We start from the raw sequence: 17,187 nt of genomic DNA on the forward strand, positions 1-17,187 counted from the left end.
TGCCAGCGTACCGATCGCCCGAGTTGGCGCGAGCAACCAAACTTCACCCGTACCGTGGAGGCGTGCGATACGCGATTGCCATTCCCCAATTCGACTCGGACGGTTTCGATGCCGACGGACTGCGCTCGTACCTGACCCGGGCCGAATATCTCGGTTTCGAGGGCGGTTGGGTGCTCGAACAAGTCATCGGTGATGCACCCCTGCTGGCGCCCCTGGAATTGCTGGCCTACGCCGCAGCCTGCACCCAGCGGCTGCGGCTCGGGGTCGCCGTCCTGGTGACCTCACTGCACGATCCGTTGCAGCTGGCGTCTTCGGTGACCGCGGTGGACCGGCTCAGCCACGGGCGGCTGGACATCGGGGTCGCGCCGGGTGGTGGTCGCCGCAGGTTCGCCGCCTTCGGCGTCGAGAAGGACACGTACATCAGCTATTTCACCGAGGGCCTGCGGTTGATGAAGGCGGCCTGGTCGGACGAACCGCGGGTGACATTCCACGGTCGGTTCCGTGAGGTCGACGACCTGCCCATCCAGCCCAAGCCGGTGCAGCGACCGCATCCGCCCATCTGGTTCGGCGGTTCCGCGCCCAAGGCACTGGCCCGCGCCGTGCGCCATGGCGACGCCTTCCTGGGCGCCGGGTCGTCGACGACGGCCGACTTCGCCAGCGCGGTGCAGGTGGTGCGCCGGGAACTGACCGAACAGGAAAGGGATCCCGCGCACTTCACCATCGGCAAGCGGGTCTATCTGATGATCGACGACGACGCCGATCGGGCTCGCGAACGCGTGCTCGCCGGGCTGCGAAGAATCTACGGAAAGATGGCCGGCATCGAGGCGGTCCCGGTGTCAGGGACTCCGGCTGACGTGGTCCGCGGGCTGCGCGAGGTGATGTATGCGGGCGCGGAGATGCTGTTGCTCAATCCGGTCGGCAAGAACGTGGCGGAGGATCGGGAGCAGATGGAACGTCTTGCCGCAGAGGTCATTCCGCAGCTCAGTTAGGTTGCGCGAGCAGACGCAAAAGCTCCCGACACGCCGGGCGTGCGGGAGCTTTTGCGTCTTCTCGCGGGGGTACGCGCGGTACTAAAGCTCGGTGGCCGAGCCGCCGGCGGCAGTGATCTTCTCGCGGGCGCTGCCGCTGAACTTGTGCGCGGTGAGGTCCACCTTGACGGTCAGCTTGCCGTCACCGAGGACCTTCACCAACGTGTTCTTGCGAACGGCGCCTTTGGCCACCAGCTCATCGATACCAACCGAGCCCCCTTCGGGGAACAGCCGGTTGATGTCGCCGACATTGACGACCTGGTACTCGGTACGGAACCGGTTGCGGAACCCCTTGAGCTTGGGCAGCCGCATGTGCAGCGGCATCTGCCCGCCCTCGAAGGTCGCCGGAACGTTCTTGCGCGCCTTCGTTCCTTTGGTGCCGCGACCCGCGGACTTGCCCTTGGAACCCTCACCGCGGCCGACACGGGTGCGCGCGGTCTTCGACCCGGGCGCAGGCCGCAGGTCGTGCAGCTTGATGGTCACTTCTACTTACCTCCGGTATTCGCGGGCTCCACCTCGACGAGGTGGCGCACCACGGCAATCAGCCCGCGGGTCTGTGCGTTGTCGTCGCGGATCACCGAGTGGCGAATCTTGCGCAGGCCCAGCGTGCGCAGGCTCTCGCGTTGCTTCCAGCGTGCCCCGATGGTGCTGCGCACCTGGGTGATCTTCAGCTGTCCGTCACTCATGGTTGTGCCTGAGCCTCTCTTGCCACCGCGGCCCTGGCCAGCGCGTCACTTTCGCGACGGGCCTTCAGCATCCCGGCCGGGGCGACATCCTCGATCGGCAGACCGCGCCGGGCGGCCACCTCCTCGGGACGCTGCAACATCTTGAGGGCGGCGACGGTGGCGTGCACCACGTTGATCGCGTTGTCACTGCCCAACGACTTCGCCAGAATGTCGTGCACCCCAGCGCATTCCAACACCGCGCGGGCCGCACCACCGGCGATCACACCAGTGCCCGGGCTCGCCGGACGCAGCAGCACGACGCCGGCTGCGGCCTCACCTTGCACCGGGTGCGTGATCGTTCCGCCGATCAGCGGCACGCGGAAGAAGCCCTTGCGAGCCTCTTCGACGCCCTTGGCGATGGCGGCCGGAACTTCCTTGGCCTTGCCGTAACCGACGCCGACCATGCCGTTGCCGTCACCCACGATGACCAGGGCGGTGAAGCTGAAGCGCCGACCACCCTTGACCACCTTGGAGACGCGGTTGATCGCGACGACCCGCTCCAAGTAGTTGCCTTTGTCGCCGTCACGGTCACGGTCGCGGCCACCACGGCCACCGCCGTCCCGGCGGCCCCGTCCGTCGCGCGAGTCGCGGCCGTCACGACTGTCCGGGCCCGGGCCCCCAGCCGGCTGTTCCGCCATTATGCGAACCTTCCGTTCATCAGGCTGATGCTGCTCATCAGAATTGCAATCCGTTCTCGCGGGCGGCATCAGCCAATGCCGCGATCCGTCCACCGTAGGTGTAGCCGCCGCGGTCGAACACCACGGTGTCGACGCCGGCTGCCTTGGCACGCTCGGCGATCAACTGGCCGACCCGCACGCTACGGGCCTTCTTGTCCCCGTCCAGACCGCGGACGTCGGCTTCGATAGACGAAGCGGCGGCCACGGTGGTGCCGTTGAGGTCGTTCACCAGCTGCACGTGGATGTGCCGCGATGACCGGTTCACCACCAAGCGGGGACGCTCCGCGGTGCCCGAGATCTTCTTGCGCAGCCGGGCGTGCCTACGCAGCCGCGAGACCCGCCGGGTTGCGGAAAATGTTTGCGCCATGACTACTTACCTGTCTTTCCGACCTTGCGGCGGATCTGCTCGCCCTCGTAGCGCACGCCCTTGCCCTTGTACGGGTCGGGACGGCGCAGGCGACGGATATTCGCCGAGATTTGGCCGACCTTCTGCTTGTCGATCCCGGAGACCGTGAACTTGGTGGGCGCCTGGACCGCGAAGGTGATGCCTTCGGGTGCCTCGATCACAACCGGGTGGCTGTATCCCAGCGCGAACTCCAGGTTGCTGCCCTTGAGCTGCACACGGTAACCGACACCGTAGATTTCCATCTTGGTCGTGTAGCCCTCGGTCACGCCCGTGACCAGGTTCGACACCAGGGTCCGCGACAGCCCGTGTAACGAGCGGTTGTGCCGCTCGTCGTTGGGACGCGTCACCACAATTGCGCCATCGTCGTTGCGCGACACGGAGATTGGCTCGGCCACCGTCAATTCGAGGGTGCCCTTGGGCCCCTTCACCGAGACGTTCTGGCCCTCGATCGTTACGTCGACCCCGGCCGGAACCGGAACCGGCTGCTTACCAATTCGCGACATCTTTCGCTGCCTCTCCCCTACTACCAGACGTAAGCGAGGACTTCGCCGCCCACGCCCTGTCTGGCTGCCTGACGGTCGGTGAGCAGACCCGACGACGTCGAAATGATCGCAACGCCGAGGCCGCCGAGCACGCGCGGCAGGTTGGTGGACTTCGCGTACACGCGCAGGCCGGGCTTGGACACCCGCTTCAGGCCGGCGATGCTGCGCTCCCGACTGGGTCCGTACTTGAGCTGGACGATCAGCGACTTGCCCACCCGAGCATCCTCGGTACGGAAGTCGGTGATGTACCCCTCGTTCTTGAGGATCTGGGCGATGTTGGCCTTGATCTTGGAGTGCGGCAAGGTCACTTCGTCGTGGTACGCCGAGTTGGCGTTGCGCAAACGGGTCAAGAAGTCTGCGATCGGGTCGGTCATAGTCATTGAGCGCTACTCCTCACCAGCTGCTCTTCTGCACGCCGGGCAACTCGCCCGCATGCGCCATTTCGCGCAGGCAGATCCGGCACAGCCCGAACTTGCGGAACACCGCGCGCGGACGGCCGCACTTGCTGCAGCGGGTGTAGCCGCGCACTGCAAACTTCGGCTTGCGCGCGGCCTTGTTGACCAGTGCTTTCTTCGCCATCTGCTCAGTTCTCCTTGAAGGGAAAGCCGAGGGCCCGCAACAGCGCTCGTCCTTCGTCGTCGTTCGTCGCCGAAGTGACGACGTTGATGTCCATGCCGCGGACCCGGTCGATCTTGTCGACGTCGATCTCGTGGAAAACCGACTGCTCGGCCAGCCCGAAGGTGTAGTTGCCGACACCGTCGAACTGCTTGGGTGACAACCCGCGGAAGTCACGGATACGGGGCAGTGCGATCGACGTGAGCCGGTCGAGGAACTCCCACATCCGGTCGCCGCGCAGCGTAACCCGTACGCCGATCGGCATTCCCTCGCGCAACTTGAACTGCGCGATGGACTTTCGCGCCTTGCGGATCTCGGGACGTTGCCCGGTGATCAGCGCCAGGTCGTTGACGGCGCCGTTGATCAACTTCGCGTCGCGAGCGGCCTCACCGACACCCATGTTGACAACGACCTTGGTCACCGTCGGGATCTGCATCACGTTGCGGTAATTGAACTGCTTGTGTAGCGCGTCGCGAATCTCGTTGCGGTAGCGCTCTTTCAAGCGCGGCTGAGTCTTCTCTGCAGTGGTCATCAGATGTCCTTGCCGTTGCGCTTGGAGATACGGACCCGCTTGCCGGTCTCCTCGTCGACGCGGTAACCGACGCGAGTGGGCTTGCCGTCCGAATCAACGACCATCACGTTGGACACGTGGATCGGCGCTTCCTGTGTGACGATGCCGCCGGAGCGGGCGCCACGCTGATTGGTCGACACCGCTGTGTGCTTCTTGATGCGGTTGACACCCTCAACAAGCACCCGGTTGCGGTCGGGGTAGGCCTGAATGACCTTGCCCTTGGCGCCCTTGTCCTTGCCGGCGATGACCAGCACGGTGTCGCCTTTGTGGACCTTCATCTACAACACCTCCGGGGCCAGCGAGATGATCTTCATGAACTTCTTCTCTCGCAACTCACGGCCGACCGGGCCGAAGATGCGCGTGCCGCGCGGGTCGTTGTCGGGCTTGATGATCACCGCGGCGTTCTCGTCGAACTTGATGTAGCTGCCGTCGGGCCGCCGGCGTTCCTTGACGGTGCGCACCACGACGGCCTTCACGACGTCGCCCCGCTTGACGTTGCCGCCGGGGATGGCGTCCTTGACCGTGGCGACGATGACGTCACCGATGCCGGCGTAGCGTCGCGACGAACCACCGAGCACCCGGATGCACAAGATCTCCTTGGCGCCGGTGTTGTCGGCGACCTTGAGCCGCGATTCCTGCTGAATCACTAGATCTCCTGACCTGGTTGACGTGTGCGCGGCAAGAGAACAGGCGGTGTACCCGGGACGGGCACAACCGACGGCAGCACGAGCCGAGCGCGGTCTTGAAAAGCATTCGTTCCCGAAGGGCACGCGGGGCCGGTGAATGCTTACACATGAACCAGCCGAGGTCTGCCCAAGGCAACCCCTAGAGTCTAGGTGACAGCCAGCTCAGCGCCAAATTGGCGATCGTCCGGCCGCTCAGTCGCCCTGCCGGTGCCAGGCCAGTACGTAGAGCACCAGCGCCGTGGCCAGCCCTATCAATACCCAGATCACGACGGCCTGGTCAACCCAGGAGCCGGCCGGCGGTGAACCGGGCAGGATGTTGCGCAACGGCACCACGGCGAACAGCATGGCTGCGTACCAGGTCGAGAACGGCGGCAGGAACTTGCGCCGGCCGGTGAACATCTGGATCGCGACGAACAGCGCCAGGGTGGGCAGCGCGACCAGGACGAGGCAGATTCCCAGGTCGAAGACCAGCGGCCCCTTGGCCCGCTGCAGCGTTATGACGACGTCGTCGGGGCGATTCGGGTCCTGGCCCGCGCGTCCGACCCGGGTGGCCGAGACGTCCCAGCCCTCCAGCAATCCGGTCACCTCGACCCGGGCGTGCCGGGGTTGCCGCCCCTCATCGGTGCCGAAGAGCACGTCGGCCTGGATGGTGTCGGTCCGGTAGGTGTCGAACGGCCAGTCCCCGGGGTTGCCGTGCGCCTGGATCGTCGTCGCGACCTGGGCCGGCGCCTTTCCCTTCGGGTACTGCAGATCCCCCAGGTCGTTGTCGGGGTCGAAACGCACCGACGCCTCCGTCGTCAACACGTCGAGTCGCTTGTCGATCATCGAACTGTCCGGCATCACCAGCACCTTTACGTCGAGCCGGTGCTCGACGGGGTGCAGCTGCTCGATGCGCACCAGGACGACGCTGTTGTCGGCGGTGCTCAGGTCCGGGTCGGGCAGTGGGCCGGGCGCGGTGGCCAGCCAGTGATAGCCGAACAGTGACAGCAGGTAGACGACAGCGACACCGACGACCACCGAAAGGTCGACCGCTCGTCTGTGGCGGGTTCGGTTCGGCGGATCTTGACCGTGGGCGGGCAGCACGTAGGTCGTGGCCAGCTCGAAGTCGGAACCCGCAGCTGCCGGATGACCTGCCGAGATGGCCAAGTTCCGATGAACCGTCACGGAGCCAGATGTTAGCAATCTATGAGTTTGCTAGCACTTTTTGACGAAGGCGGCTACGCGCTCGTAACAATCGATGTCATCACCGTTAACACGGCAACGGCCACGGCGCCGGCGGGCGCGCCGATTTTGTTTGCTGCCAGCTACGCCCGGTCGCGGTACCAGGCGATGATGTAGATGACCATGGCGGTGGCCAGGCCCAACAGCACCCAGATCACCAGTCCCTGGTCGATCCAGGCACCGGGTGGCGGGGCTCCGGGCAGGAAGTTTCGCAGCGGCACCACCGCGAACAGCATGGCCGCATACCAGGTGCCGAACGGCGGCAGGAACGGCCGCCGCCTGGTCACCATCTGAATGGCGACGAACAACGCGAGCGCCGGCAACGTGATCAGCACCAAACAGATTCCGATGTCGAAGAATTGCTGCGCCTTGGTCCGCTTCAGCTTGATGACGACGGCGGCGGGCGCTTTCGGGTCTGAGCTGGCCACCCTTTCGAGGTGAATATCGAATCCGTCCACCGCCCCTTCCACCTCGACCCGCGCCGGCTCGTAGTGGCTGGTATCCGCGGCACCGACGAGCCATTCGGCCTGAATCGGGTCCGTGACGTATTCGTCCACCGGCCATTCCGTGGACTTGCCGCGGGCGTCGATGGTGGTCGACACCCATTCCGGAGCTTTGCCGGTGTGGTACTGCAATTCGGCCATGTCGTTCTGCGAGACGAACCGCACCGCCGATTCGGCGGTGAGCCGGTTGAGTCGCCGGTTGATGATGGACTCATCCGGCCGGAGCAAGACCTTCACCTCAAGCAATTGCTCGGTGGCGTTGAGCTGCTCGACGTGCACCACGACCAACGGGTCGTCGGTGGTGCCCAGGTCGACCTTCGGCAGCGGATGCGGTGCCAGCCATTTGTAGCTGAGCACTCCGATAAGCCAGAGCACCGAGACTCCGACGATGATCGACGTGTCCAGCACCAGGTGCTTGCGCACCGACATGTGCTTGTGTTCGGGCGGCCCCGGCTCGTGCACCGGCGGCGCGGCCTCGGGCGATGACACGGAGCAGATGGTAGCAATCGGCCGGCGCGACGGCGCCCGGTTGGAGATCAGTCGCCTTGTCGAACCCAGGCGAAGATATACAAGCTCATCGCCGTCACCAACGCGATCAAGACCCATTGCACGATCGCTTGGTCGATCCAGGAGCCCGGCGGCGGGGCACCCGGCAGTATGTTGCGCAACGGGACGATGGCAAACAGGTTGGCGGCGTACCAAGTTGCGAACGGCGGCAGAAACTTTCGTCTGCCCAATGCCATTGGAACGGCAACCAACAGCGCCAAGGTGGGCAAGGCGATGAGCACCAGGCAGATGCCCAGGTCGAAGATGAGCGGGCCCTTCGCCCTCTTGAAGGTGATGACCACGTTCCCGTTGTCCATGGAGCGTGCGGTCGGCAAGGCGGCGGCGTCGTGAACGCGGTTGACGGTGACGTCCCAGCCGTCCAGCGATCCGGTGATCTCCACACGGGCAGGCACCTTCTTGAGGCCGTCGCCAGAACCGACGAAAGCGTCGGCCGAAATCGACTCGGTGCGGTACGTGTCGAAGGGCCAGTTACCGGGATCGCCGTGCGCTTCGACGGTGCTGGTGAGTTGGGCTGGCGCCTTTCCCTTCGGGTAGTGCAAGTCTCCCAGATCGCTCGGCGGATACAGGCGCACCGCAACGTCGGTGCCCAGCACATCGAAGCGGTTGTCATACGCCGAAATTGCCGGATAGACAAGCACATTGACCGTGAGGCGGTTAGCTACCGGCTTCAGTTCCTCAAGCCGCAGCTGCACAATCGTGGCGTCACCGCCACCCTGGCTGAGGTCCAGCGGCGGTAGCGGCCCTTCTGATCTTTGCAGGATGTGGACACCGACCAGCGACAACGCATAAGCGATGACGACAACCAGAAGAATGATCATGCCGATCAAAATGCGTGATCGGCTCGGCTCTTTCCCAGTCGCTTCCTTCTTCTTGGGTTGTTCGTCCGCCATCGCCTGCGGATCATCCGTCGGCGCATTGGGTGGCGCTTGAAGGGTCACTGGTCACCTCCACCCACGAGTCGCGGACCCGGTCCGGCTGGGCCAAACAACATGGGTCTCGATGCTAGCAAACTAATCCCGTCCTTACGCTTTCTGTAATTTCGTTCACTATCAGTACATCTCGCGGCAATCCGCCGTCCGTATGGCTACCTTGATACGAGATTGACAGTGCGGAGAATCCGACTATGAGCGACGGCCGATACATCGAAGTCATTGCAAGCCAGGCTAATTCGCGACCGAAATTGTGGAGAACCGTTATTCGTCCGGCGCCGAATGCCGGTTCATCTGATGTTTGCTTGCCAACTGATTCCAGTGGCGGTAATTGTCAACGTGTATCCGAGCCGGGTGATTCATCGTCCGAAGCACGCCGCCAGCCACCGCTCGCCACGGTGCCGGGCGTCTCAAGGGAGAAACCTGACATGAAGCGCAAACCGAGTGTCGCGATGAGCTTGCTGGCTGCGGGCGCGGTGGTGCTCTCGGGATGCAGCAGCGCCGCCCACGCCAACCTGCCATATGTCAGCGGAGCCAAGGTGGACTGCGGCGGTAAACAGACCTTGATCGCCAGCGGCTCGACCGCACAGACCTATGCGATGTTGCGGTTCATCGACGCGTATCACACGGCCTGCGGCAACCAGACTCTCAGATACGACCCCAATGGATCGGGTGCCGGTATCAACGAATTTTTGTCTGGGGAAACCGATTTCGCGGGTTCGGATACACCGCTGTCGCGAGATCAGTACGCCGCGGCCAAGGAGCGGTGCGGCGGTGCCGACGCTTGGAACCTGCCTGTGGTGTTCGGCCCGATGGCGATCACGTATAACCTCGCCAAGGTCGATTCCCTGGTGCTCGACGGGCCCACCCTTGCCAAGATCTTCAACGGCACTATCACGCGCTGGGACGACCCCGCCCTCACCGCACTGAACGCATCCATGCCGGCAGAAGATATCCGAGTCATCTATCGCAGCGACGCGTCCGGCACAACCTACAACTTTCAGTCGTATCTGCAAGCCGCGTCCGGCGGGGCCTGGACAGCGGGTGCCGGCAAGGCATTCAGCGGCGGCGTCGGGGTCGGCGCTGCCGGCAACGACGGCACGGCAGCAATCGTTAAAGCCACCGAGGGAGCGATCAGCTACAACGAATTGTCCTTCGCACTCAAACAGGGGCTCTTCGCCGCCGAGATCAAAACTCCCGCCAGCCGCAGGTCACTGCGCCCGGTGCGGATCGGTACCGACACCGTCGGCAAGACGATCAGGGGCGCCAAGATCGTCGGCCAAGGCAACGACCTGGTACTCGACATCTCGTCGTTCTACAACCCTGCTCAACCCGACGTCTACCCGATCGTGCTGGCCACCTACGAGATCGTCTGCTCTCGATACCCCACGGCCGAGGTAGCCAACGCGGTCAAGGCGTTCCTGCAGGCGGCGATCGGCCCCGGCCAGTTGGACCTGAACAGGGTCGGCTACATCCCGCTGTCGCCCCAGTTCCAGGCGCGGGTGTCCGAAGCCGTCGACGCGATCAGCGCTGTCGGTGGCTCCGTGCAGGCAGAGTGATTGTTCCGATCGACGAGGCTGGACTTCAGTCCGACTGTTTTCGGTACGCCACGATGAACAACGTCATCGCAACGATCAGCGCCAGCAGCACCCACAGCGTGATGGCCTGATCCACCCACGAGCCCTCCGGCGGCTTGCCCGGGAAGATATTTCGCAGCGGGACCACCGCGAACAGCATGGCGGCGAACCAGGATACGAACGGCGGCAGGAACTTCTTCTTGCCCAACACCATTGGGATGGACACCCACAACGCCAGCGCGGGCAGCGAGATCAATACCAGGACGATGCCGATGTCGAAGATCAGGGTGCTCTTGGACCGGTGCAAGGTGATGATCACGTCATCAGGACGAGGATCGGTCTGGCTGGATTCACCTACACGTCGGACGCTGACATCCCAGCCGCCGACCTCGCCGATCACCTCGACGCGCGCGTCCTCCTTGACGCGGTTAGACCCGGTCCCCGAGTACACCTCGGCCTGGATCGTTCCGGTGGTGTAGGAGTCGAACGGCCAGTTGGCCGGATCGCCCTCGGCGTCAAGGTAAGTGCTTTGCTGCGCAGGCGCCTTACCGACCGGGTATTGCAGGTCCCCCAAGTCATTCTCGGGATACAGGTGCACTGTCAGATCCTGAGTCAGCGTGTGGAAATCCTTGTCGACTTTCGACTGTTCGGGACTGACAAGGACACTCACTTTCAGGCGATTGTTGACCGTGTCCAGTTCCTCGACCTTCACCTGCACCACGGTGTCGTCGGTGGTGCCCAGGTCCGCGGGTGGGAGCGGTTCGGCTGACGTAGCCAGGAGATGGACGCCGACCAATGAGATCACGTACACAAACACCACGGCCAGGACCACACCGAGATCGATCAGCAGCCGCCGCGCCCGTGACGGCTGCTTCGGCTGCCCCGGCGGTGGCCCGGCCGGCTGACTCTGTGGCGGCGCGGGCGGGGCGGGCGGCGGGGCCTGATGGCTCATCGGACGCGGCCTTTCGGTGGAAGCGCTGGGGATTTGCTGGCGAAAGGCTATTGAAACTCATAGACATTCCGCCCGCAATGCGGCGCGGCGTCCGGCGGGGAATTTATTCGACTCGGGTTGAATCCAGCACGCAACGGAATCCGATATGGGTGGTCGCGGTGTCCTGGGTCTGCGGCGAGCGGGCCGACGGCCGGTAGCGGTGGCAGTACTCCGGCGCGCACAGATGGGAGCCGCCCTTGAGGGTTTGGCTGATCGACGGGTCGGCCGGATTGGCGGGGGCGCAGCATGCTTTCGGCGGCTGGTCGAGGCGGTGGTGCGCGCTGAACTCCGTTGTGGTCCATTCCCAGACGTTGCCGATCATGTCGGAAAGGCCAAAACCGTTGGGCGCAAAGGTGCCGACCGGCGACGTGCCGAACCAGCCGAGTGCGCCGTCGTTGCGGTACGGGAACCGCCCCTGCCAGGTGTTTGCCATCAACTGGCCGTCGGGCTTTTCCTCGTCACCCCACGCGTATCGGCCGGCCGCCCCGGCGCGGGCGGCGTACTCCCATTCGGCTTCGGTCGGCAGGCGCCGTCCCGCCCATCGTGCGTAGGCCGCGGCGTCAGGAAACGCCACTTGCACGACCGGGTGATCGGGGCGGTCCGCGACGTCGCTGTCGGGACCGAAGGGCTGCCGCCAGCTCGCTCCGGGTGCCCAGTCCCACCACTGCCGCCAGTCGCGCAGGTCGACCGGTCCCCGCGTGGGACGGAACACCATGGCGCCTGGACACAGATCGGCGGGATCGGCCCCCGGATACAGGGCCGCGTCCAGGGGCTGCTCTGCGACGGTCACATAGCCTGTCGCGGCAACGAATTCGGCGAACTGGGCGTTGGTCACCGGGTGGCGTTCCACCGCGAACCCGGCCACCGTCACGGTATGGATCGGCGCCTCTTCGGGATAGAAGCTCGTCGACCCCATCCGGAACGATCCGCCCGGCAGCTCCACCAGCTCCGTCAACACCAGTTCAGGGTATGACGACCCCGAAGTCCTGAGTCAACAGGGATTTGGCAGCGTCGAAACCGGGTACGCCCGAGTGCGCCTCGAGATGGATCGCGACCAGGTACTGCTTGGTGTTCGTCCAGATGTGAGTGATCCGGTCGGCGAAGTCAATTCCACCGGACGGCGCTTGTAGCGTACCGGCGAGTTGCTGGCTGCTGTAACCGCAAAAAGGTGACCCGGTGACGGAGAATTTCCGGCGCGGCAGGGTGCCACCGACCCCGGCTGTGTAACGCAAGAACGCGCTCTCGGGCGACTGGTCGGTCGCGGCTATGGTCACCGTCGCCGCCAAGGTGTCGGGGCCACTCAATCGCAATGCCGTGTCGCCGGTACCGGGGGTCGAGCTCCAGCCCTCTGGAATCGCGATGGTGATGCGCGGGGCGGCGGGGTCAGTGACCGTCACTTCAATGGGATTCCCGCCAGCAGCGGTGCTAAGGCAGGCGAGCGCGTTTGGCGGAATGTGGTCTGGCTGCGTGGCCGCGACGCCCGGTACCGGCTCGGCCGGGTCGGGATGCCGCGTCGGCGCCGCCGCTCCCCCGTCGTGCGACTCGCAGCCGACCGTCCCAGCCGCAACCAGTCCCACCGCGACCGGCGCCGCGAGCCGCGCAAACCACTCAATCGCGCGAAAAGGCAAGCGCCAGATCCTTTTCCACGTCCTCGTACGGCCGACCCGACAGGTCTAGCGCCACCTGGGTGATGGTGCCGCCGGTGAACACGAACGGTGCCTTGTACCGGCTGGACACTCCCGAGCCGCCGTTTCGTCCGACGGTGATGCCGGCACCCGCCAACCCGAATGTTCCGGGGTGGGTCATCACGTCGGGCAACGTCCCGACCGGATGCTCGTCGAAGTAAAGCGTGACGACACCGACCGGGGTGTGGCTGTTCGGCACGGTCCCGGTGCGCTCGTAACGCGCACCGAGCAGGTGGTGGCCCAACGGGATCGGCCCGGCCGACTGAATGAGCTGCTGCCGTTCGCCGAGGAAGTTGTAGACGTACTGCAGCCGCCCGTCCTGGATGAACAGCACGTGCCCGCCGTGCGCCCCGCCCTGTTTGAACAACACCCCTTCGGCGCCGGTGGAATCCAGGGTCACGTCGGCAACCACGGCGAACGACCGCCCGCGCATCTCGGGTGCTGCGCCGATGCCGACGTCGGCGCAGTCCGGGTAGTAGATGTAGCTGTCCCGCTCACTGACCAGGTAAGGCCGCGACCGCGACAACGTTTCGAAGATGTTCAGGTCGGCCAACGGCAGCCCGTTGTACTTGGCGGCCTCCGAGAACCACAGCTCTTTGAGTTCTTCGAGTTTCTCCGGATGCTCCGTCGCCAGGTCATGGCACTGGCTACGATCGCGCTCGATGTGAAACAGCTCCCACCGGTCCTGTTCGAAGTGTGACCAGCCCGCGGGTGTTGCGGCATGCACGGTGTTGGCGAACCAGCCCTGGTGCCAGATCCCCCGGGTGCCGAGCATGGTGTAGAACTGCGTCGTCTTTCCGGTGTCAGCGCTCGAATCCTCAAGGGCGGTTTTGAAGCTCACACCGTCCAGCGGCTTCTGCGCGATGCCCTTGACGGTATCGGGCGGGGCCATGCCGAGCAGGTCGTAGACGGTCGGGGTGATGTCACTGACGTTGACGTAGTTGTCGCGGACCTCGCCGTGCGCGGCAATACCGTTGGGCCAGGCAATGATTGCGGTGTCGGCAATGCCGCCCTCGTGAGAAGCGTAGCGTTTGAACAACTTATAAGGCGTGTTGAAGGCCATTGCCCAGCCGATCGGGTAATGGTTGTAGGTTTCCGGCCCGCCCAACTGGTCGAAGAGTCGCATGCTCTCCTCGACGGTGTCGATGTAGCCGTTGAAGAACTTGCCTTCGTTGACCGACCCGTTCGGGCCGCCTTCGCCACTGGCGCCGTTGTCGGAGATGACCACGATGATGGTGTCGTCCAGCTGACCCGACTCTTCCAGGTAATCCAGGATCCGGCCGATCTGGGCATCGGTGTAGCTCAGGAAGCCGGCGAACACCTCAGCCATCCGGCTGAACAGTCGCTTCTCGTCGTCGGTGAGGCCGTCCCAGGGGCGCACGGTGTCCTGCAGCGGCCACGCCTCTCCTTGCGGTCCCTTGACGTCGAGGTAGGGGTTGATCGGAGACAACTCGGTGTCCGGCGGAACGATTCCCATCGCCTTCTGCTTTTCCAGGACGATCTCGCGGTATTTCTCGTAACCCATGTCGAACACGCCGCTGTACTTGTCGGCCCATTCGGAGAACACGTGGTGCGGCGCATGGCCGGCGCCAGGGCAGACGTAGCTGAACCACGGCTTGTCCGGAGCGATCACCTTGGCATCGCGGATGAATTGAATCGTCTTGTCGGCCAGGTCTTTTGACAGGTGGTAGCCGTCCTCGGGAGTGCCCGGCGGGTTCACGGGGTGGTTGTCGTACACCAGGTCCGGATACCACTGGTCGGTCTCTCCACCCAGGAAACCGTAGAAGCGTTCGAAGCCGCGCGACGTCGGCCAGTGCCTTTTGGTCGCCGCCATGCTGGACTCTTCCAGTGGCGTCAGGTGCCACTTGCCGATGCAGTAGGTGTTGTACCCGCGCTCGTTGAGCACCTCGGAGAGCAGCGCGGTATCGGCCGGGATGCGGCCGTTGCAGTTGGGGAACCCGTCGGTGAACTCCTCAATGGTGGCCATGCCGACGGTGGTGGCATTGCGGCCGGTCAGCAGTGACGCCCGGGTCGGCGAGCACAGCGCGGTGGTGTGGAACTGCGTGAGGCGCACTCCGCGTTCAGCGATCCTGCTCATGGCCGGCATTTCGACCAGACCGCCGAAGCAGTCCCAGGTCGCGATGCCGGTGTCATCCCATACCAGGTAAAGAATGTTCGGCGAATTCTCCGGAGCGGTGGGCGCCGCGTACGGCCCCCAGTCCGGTTCCGAATCCCGGATGTCCAGCTCGATCTTGCCTTGAAATTGACCCGGTACGTTGGACCCCGACTGCCCTGTCATATCCGCCAGCCTCACTCTGTGTCGTCATCGACGTCTCGCCGACCATCCGAATGTCCGTGGACATTACACGCGCCGCATAGCAATCAGCTGAGATTTCGCGGCGGCTCGACGGTTTGTCTAGGTTTGTCGATGCGCGCCTGATCCTGCTCAGTGCGGTATCGGCGTGTAATGCGCGGAATCGCTGGTGAATTCGGGCTTTCCGTAGGTCCTCAGTCGCGACTTGAGCAGCCGGATGACATATCGGTCGACCAGCTGGCGCAGCGCGGGAATGTTATTGGCGCGCTGCACGGCAACAAAGCGCCCGGCGATGAACGGCCCGGTCAGGGCGATGCGGATGCGGTCGGCCACTCCTATCGAGACGCCCATGGCCTCGGCGGTTTCGCGGTGGCCGTTGCAGAACGCCCGGACGAACGTCTCCTTGCTGTAGCTCTTCTCCACGGCCTCCGCGGCGCGGTCGAACCACGAGGTTCCAGGACGTAGATACGCAGCCATCGTGGAGTCGACGAGTTCGCGGCAGACGGAGTCGAATCCGTCGCGCAAGAGCGCCGCGCGGGCGTGCATGACGTGAACCGTCTCGGCGGGGGTGGTGGGCAACAGTTCCTCGGGCAAACCGAGCAGGAAGCAGCGGTAGCGCCCGAACTCGACGAGCGCTCGCTCCTGCTCGTTGAACTTGTCCCGGCCCTGCCGCAGCACCTGTTGGGATGTCATGTACTGGCCGATCATGCCCGCCGGCATCTGGTCGACCTGCGGCACCGGCACGCCGTACACGTCGACATCCCACTTGTCGGATTTCTTCAGGGCGTTGTAGCGGACCATCGAATGCATCAGCCGGACCATCGCGGCCGCTTCGAACCCCGGCCCGTACCGCTGCAACGCGCCCGGCAGGGTGGTGACGGCGAAGAAGCTTGCCGTCTCGTTGACCCGGCGCGCGGCGCGGCGACCCGAGAGCGCACCGGTCAGGCCCATCGGCAATGCCGCGTAGGTGTTGGTGAAGGTGGCGATGAAAGCGCCGCGGGTGATGAAGTGGGCCAGCAACGCCGCGGCGGCGCGCGCCTGCCGCGCACCCTCCTCGATCAGGTCGAAGTTGATCCAGTCCGGCTTGACCTCCATCGCGGCGATGAACGCCACCAGCTCTTCAGGCGCGTCGGGAACGGCGTCGATGCCATGGCGGCAGGCAGTCTTGAGCATGTCGATCAGCTCGGTGACGCTGTAGCGGCTCATCAACGCCGCGTACGGGTCGGCCACCACATCGCCGAGCATGGTCGCAGTCTCCATCAGCTCCAGGACGCGGTCGTCGGTGAGGATCTGGTCGCGGTCGGCGGCCCACGCCGGCAGCGACGACTTGTCGCCCGGCTGTTTGGTCAGCCGATACGGCCGCTCGTCAAAGTCGATGTCGCCGTACAGATCTGGCTGCAGCTGCCGTTGACTTGCGACACGCTGCGCGAGCTCTGGGAAGTAGGTGACCATGCAGACCTCTCGATAACTAACACTCTGTGAGTAATACTCACAAAGTGTTAGTTATGCTGTCAAGCGTGACGCAGGCCACCAGGGACGCCCCCAAGCGGCGGATGACCGCCGAACAGCGGCGCGAGCAGATCCTGGATGTCACGCACGCCATCGTCGACGTCGAGGGTTTTCATGCGGCGACACCGAACCGCATCGCCCGCGAAGCGGGAATCAACCGTTCGCTGATCTATCAGTTGTTCGGTGATCCCGCAAAGCTTTTCGTCGCCTTGGTCGACCGGGAGGCGGGACGGGCCGGCGAGCAGTTCGTCGAGGCGATCACTGAGTTGGGCGAGCCCACCGAGGACAACCAACCGCTGGTGCGCGCGTTCGACGGGGTGCTTGCCGCGGTCGACGCGCACACCGCGACGTGGCGGCTGTTCCTGTTTCCGCCGCAGGGCGCGCCGCCGGTGCTACATGAACGGCTGGCTCAATCTCAGACGGTGGTGCGGGACTTTCTCCAAGGGGAACTGCTGCGCCTGAACCCCAAGCTGCAGGACCCGGAATACACCGCGCGGATCCTCTACGCCGCCGGTCGCGAACTGCTGCAGCTTCGGCTCAGCGACCCGGACACCGCGACGCCGGAACGGCTGCGCACCTTCGTGCACGGGCTGCGCGCGAATTTGCGCGAGCAGACGTAAAAGCCCCCGGCACGCCGTGCG

General features: G+C 64.6%; 21 protein-coding genes. 3 read left to right on the plus strand and 18 right to left on the minus strand.

What is annotated here, in order from left to right; all coding sequences use genetic code 11:
• The first annotated feature begins 62 nt into the window (after nt 1-62).
• Entirely contained in the window at nt 63-989 is a 927-nt protein-coding gene (locus tag A5645_RS19450) for an LLM class flavin-dependent oxidoreductase (protein ID WP_065130723.1), read from the plus strand.
• An 81-nt stretch (nt 990-1,070) separates the two neighbouring features.
• On the opposite strand, the gene rplO is transcribed toward A5645_RS19450, so the two are convergent.
• The 13 genes from rplO to A5645_RS19515 form a co-directional block, all read right to left on the minus strand.
• Nucleotides 1,071-1,511, minus strand: a complete 441-nt coding sequence (gene rplO, locus A5645_RS19455; protein ID WP_065035111.1) for a 50S ribosomal protein L15 — start codon at nt 1,509-1,511, stop codon at nt 1,071-1,073.
• A 2-nt stretch (nt 1,512-1,513) separates the two neighbouring features.
• Entirely contained in the window at nt 1,514-1,714 is a 201-nt protein-coding gene (gene rpmD / locus A5645_RS19460) for a 50S ribosomal protein L30 (protein ID WP_036352730.1), read from the minus strand.
• Nucleotides 1,711-2,391: a 30S ribosomal protein S5 gene (gene rpsE / locus A5645_RS19465; RefSeq protein WP_065130724.1), complete on the minus strand. Its 681-nt coding sequence runs from the start codon at nt 2,389-2,391 to the stop codon at nt 1,711-1,713. The genes rpmD and rpsE overlap by 4 nt, the downstream gene beginning before the upstream one ends.
• 37 nt (nt 2,392-2,428) lie before the next feature.
• Entirely contained in the window at nt 2,429-2,797 is a 369-nt protein-coding gene (rplR, locus tag A5645_RS19470; protein WP_065035113.1) for a 50S ribosomal protein L18, read from the minus strand.
• Nucleotides 2,798-2,799: 2 nt separating this feature from the next.
• Nucleotides 2,800-3,339: a 50S ribosomal protein L6 gene (rplF, locus tag A5645_RS19475; RefSeq protein WP_065130725.1), complete on the minus strand. Its 540-nt coding sequence runs from the start codon at nt 3,337-3,339 to the stop codon at nt 2,800-2,802.
• Between the two features lie 20 nt (nt 3,340-3,359).
• Nucleotides 3,360-3,758, minus strand: a complete 399-nt coding sequence (gene rpsH, locus A5645_RS19480; protein WP_036352718.1) for a 30S ribosomal protein S8 — start codon at nt 3,756-3,758, stop codon at nt 3,360-3,362.
• A 13-nt stretch (nt 3,759-3,771) separates the two neighbouring features.
• Nucleotides 3,772-3,957 (minus strand): type Z 30S ribosomal protein S14, encoded by a 186-nt coding sequence (locus tag A5645_RS19485; RefSeq protein WP_011739072.1) that lies wholly within the window; start codon nt 3,955-3,957, stop codon nt 3,772-3,774.
• Nucleotides 3,958-3,961: 4 nt separating this feature from the next.
• The gene (rplE, locus tag A5645_RS19490; RefSeq protein WP_065035115.1) at nt 3,962-4,525 is read right to left on the minus strand and encodes a 50S ribosomal protein L5; all 564 of its coding nucleotides are present in this window, start codon (nt 4,523-4,525) and stop codon (nt 3,962-3,964) included.
• Nucleotides 4,525-4,842: a 50S ribosomal protein L24 gene (gene rplX, locus A5645_RS19495; RefSeq protein WP_065035116.1), complete on the minus strand. Its 318-nt coding sequence runs from the start codon at nt 4,840-4,842 to the stop codon at nt 4,525-4,527. Before rplX ends, rplE begins: the two co-directional genes overlap by 1 nt.
• Nucleotides 4,843-5,211, minus strand: coding sequence for a 50S ribosomal protein L14 (rplN, locus tag A5645_RS19500; RefSeq protein WP_036352708.1), 369 nt, complete (start codon nt 5,209-5,211; stop codon nt 4,843-4,845).
• Nucleotides 5,212-5,442: 231 nt separating this feature from the next.
• On the minus strand, nt 5,443-6,267 hold the full coding sequence (locus A5645_RS19505) for a DUF4436 domain-containing protein (protein ID WP_414467393.1): 825 nt from the start codon (nt 6,265-6,267) through the stop codon (nt 5,443-5,445).
• 287 nt (nt 6,268-6,554) lie between these two features.
• Nucleotides 6,555-7,403 carry a DUF4436 domain-containing protein gene (locus tag A5645_RS19510; protein WP_065035148.1) on the minus strand — a complete coding sequence of 283 codons (849 nt, stop codon included), beginning with the start codon at nt 7,401-7,403 and terminating at the stop codon, nt 6,555-6,557.
• A 107-nt stretch (nt 7,404-7,510) separates the two neighbouring features.
• Nucleotides 7,511-8,431: a DUF4436 domain-containing protein gene (locus A5645_RS19515; RefSeq protein WP_065035117.1), complete on the minus strand. Its 921-nt coding sequence runs from the start codon at nt 8,429-8,431 to the stop codon at nt 7,511-7,513.
• 491 nt (nt 8,432-8,922) lie between these two features.
• On the opposite strand from A5645_RS19515, the gene pstS reads away from it, so the two are divergent.
• Nucleotides 8,923-10,029, plus strand: a complete 1,107-nt coding sequence (gene pstS / locus A5645_RS19520; protein ID WP_436405515.1) for a phosphate ABC transporter substrate-binding protein PstS — start codon at nt 8,923-8,925, stop codon at nt 10,027-10,029.
• A 25-nt stretch (nt 10,030-10,054) separates the two neighbouring features.
• Here the strand turns inward: pstS and A5645_RS19525 are convergent, their stop codons facing one another.
• From A5645_RS19525 to A5645_RS19545, 5 genes are all read right to left on the minus strand, one after another.
• The gene (locus tag A5645_RS19525) at nt 10,055-10,999 is read right to left on the minus strand and encodes a DUF4436 domain-containing protein (RefSeq protein WP_065035119.1); all 945 of its coding nucleotides are present in this window, start codon (nt 10,997-10,999) and stop codon (nt 10,055-10,057) included.
• A 103-nt stretch (nt 11,000-11,102) separates the two neighbouring features.
• Entirely contained in the window at nt 11,103-11,996 is an 894-nt protein-coding gene (locus A5645_RS19530) for a formylglycine-generating enzyme family protein (RefSeq protein ID WP_065035120.1), read from the minus strand.
• A 4-nt stretch (nt 11,997-12,000) separates the two neighbouring features.
• Nucleotides 12,001-12,666: a hypothetical protein gene (locus tag A5645_RS28835; protein ID WP_253867072.1), complete on the minus strand. Its 666-nt coding sequence runs from the start codon at nt 12,664-12,666 to the stop codon at nt 12,001-12,003.
• Nucleotides 12,647-15,022, minus strand: a complete 2,376-nt coding sequence (locus A5645_RS19540) for an arylsulfatase (RefSeq protein ID WP_065130727.1) — start codon at nt 15,020-15,022, stop codon at nt 12,647-12,649. Before A5645_RS19540 ends, A5645_RS28835 begins: the two co-directional genes overlap by 20 nt.
• A gap of 147 nt (nt 15,023-15,169) precedes the next feature.
• Entirely contained in the window at nt 15,170-16,489 is a 1,320-nt protein-coding gene (locus A5645_RS19545) for an oxygenase MpaB family protein (RefSeq protein WP_065130728.1), read from the minus strand.
• A gap of 101 nt (nt 16,490-16,590) precedes the next feature.
• Between A5645_RS19545 and A5645_RS19550 the strand changes: the two genes are divergently transcribed.
• Nucleotides 16,591-17,166: a TetR/AcrR family transcriptional regulator gene (locus tag A5645_RS19550; protein WP_065035150.1), complete on the plus strand. Its 576-nt coding sequence runs from the start codon at nt 16,591-16,593 to the stop codon at nt 17,164-17,166.
• Nucleotides 17,167-17,187 lie beyond the last annotated feature (21 nt).

Origin of the sequence: Mycobacterium asiaticum, from assembly GCF_001673635.1 — a bacterium.
Taxonomy (GTDB): Bacteria; Actinomycetota; Actinomycetes; order Mycobacteriales; family Mycobacteriaceae; genus Mycobacterium; species Mycobacterium asiaticum_C.

Coding starts and splice junctions, on each gene's coding strand:
- rpmD (WP_036352730.1), bottom strand. CDS start 1,714: ATGAGTGACGGACAGCTGAAGATCACCCAGGTGCGCAGCACCATCGGG.
- rpsE (WP_065130724.1), bottom strand. CDS start 2,391: ATGGCGGAACAGCCGGCTGGGGGCCCGGGCCCGGACAGTCGTGACGGC.
- rplR (WP_065035113.1), bottom strand. CDS start 2,797: ATGGCGCAAACATTTTCCGCAACCCGGCGGGTCTCGCGGCTGCGTAGG.
- rplF (WP_065130725.1), bottom strand. CDS start 3,339: ATGTCGCGAATTGGTAAGCAGCCGGTTCCGGTTCCGGCCGGGGTCGAC.
- rpsH (WP_036352718.1), bottom strand. CDS start 3,758: ATGACTATGACCGACCCGATCGCAGACTTCTTGACCCGTTTGCGCAAC.
- A5645_RS19485 (WP_011739072.1), bottom strand. CDS start 3,957: ATGGCGAAGAAAGCACTGGTCAACAAGGCCGCGCGCAAGCCGAAGTTT.
- rplE (WP_065035115.1), bottom strand. CDS start 4,525: ATGACCACTGCAGAGAAGACTCAGCCGCGCTTGAAAGAGCGCTACCGC.
- rplX (WP_065035116.1), bottom strand. CDS start 4,842: ATGAAGGTCCACAAAGGCGACACCGTGCTGGTCATCGCCGGCAAGGAC.
- A5645_RS19510 (WP_065035148.1), bottom strand. CDS start 7,403: ATGTCGGTGCGCAAGCACCTGGTGCTGGACACGTCGATCATCGTCGGA.
- A5645_RS19515 (WP_065035117.1), bottom strand. CDS start 8,431: ATGGCGGACGAACAACCCAAGAAGAAGGAAGCGACTGGGAAAGAGCCG.
- pstS (WP_436405515.1), top strand. CDS start 8,923: ATGAGCTTGCTGGCTGCGGGCGCGGTGGTGCTCTCGGGATGCAGCAGC.
- A5645_RS19525 (WP_065035119.1), bottom strand. CDS start 10,999: ATGAGCCATCAGGCCCCGCCGCCCGCCCCGCCCGCGCCGCCACAGAGT.
- A5645_RS19540 (WP_065130727.1), bottom strand. CDS start 15,022: ATGACAGGGCAGTCGGGGTCCAACGTACCGGGTCAATTTCAAGGCAAG.
- A5645_RS19545 (WP_065130728.1), bottom strand. CDS start 16,489: ATGGTCACCTACTTCCCAGAGCTCGCGCAGCGTGTCGCAAGTCAACGG.
- A5645_RS19550 (WP_065035150.1), top strand. CDS start 16,591: ATGACCGCCGAACAGCGGCGCGAGCAGATCCTGGATGTCACGCACGCC.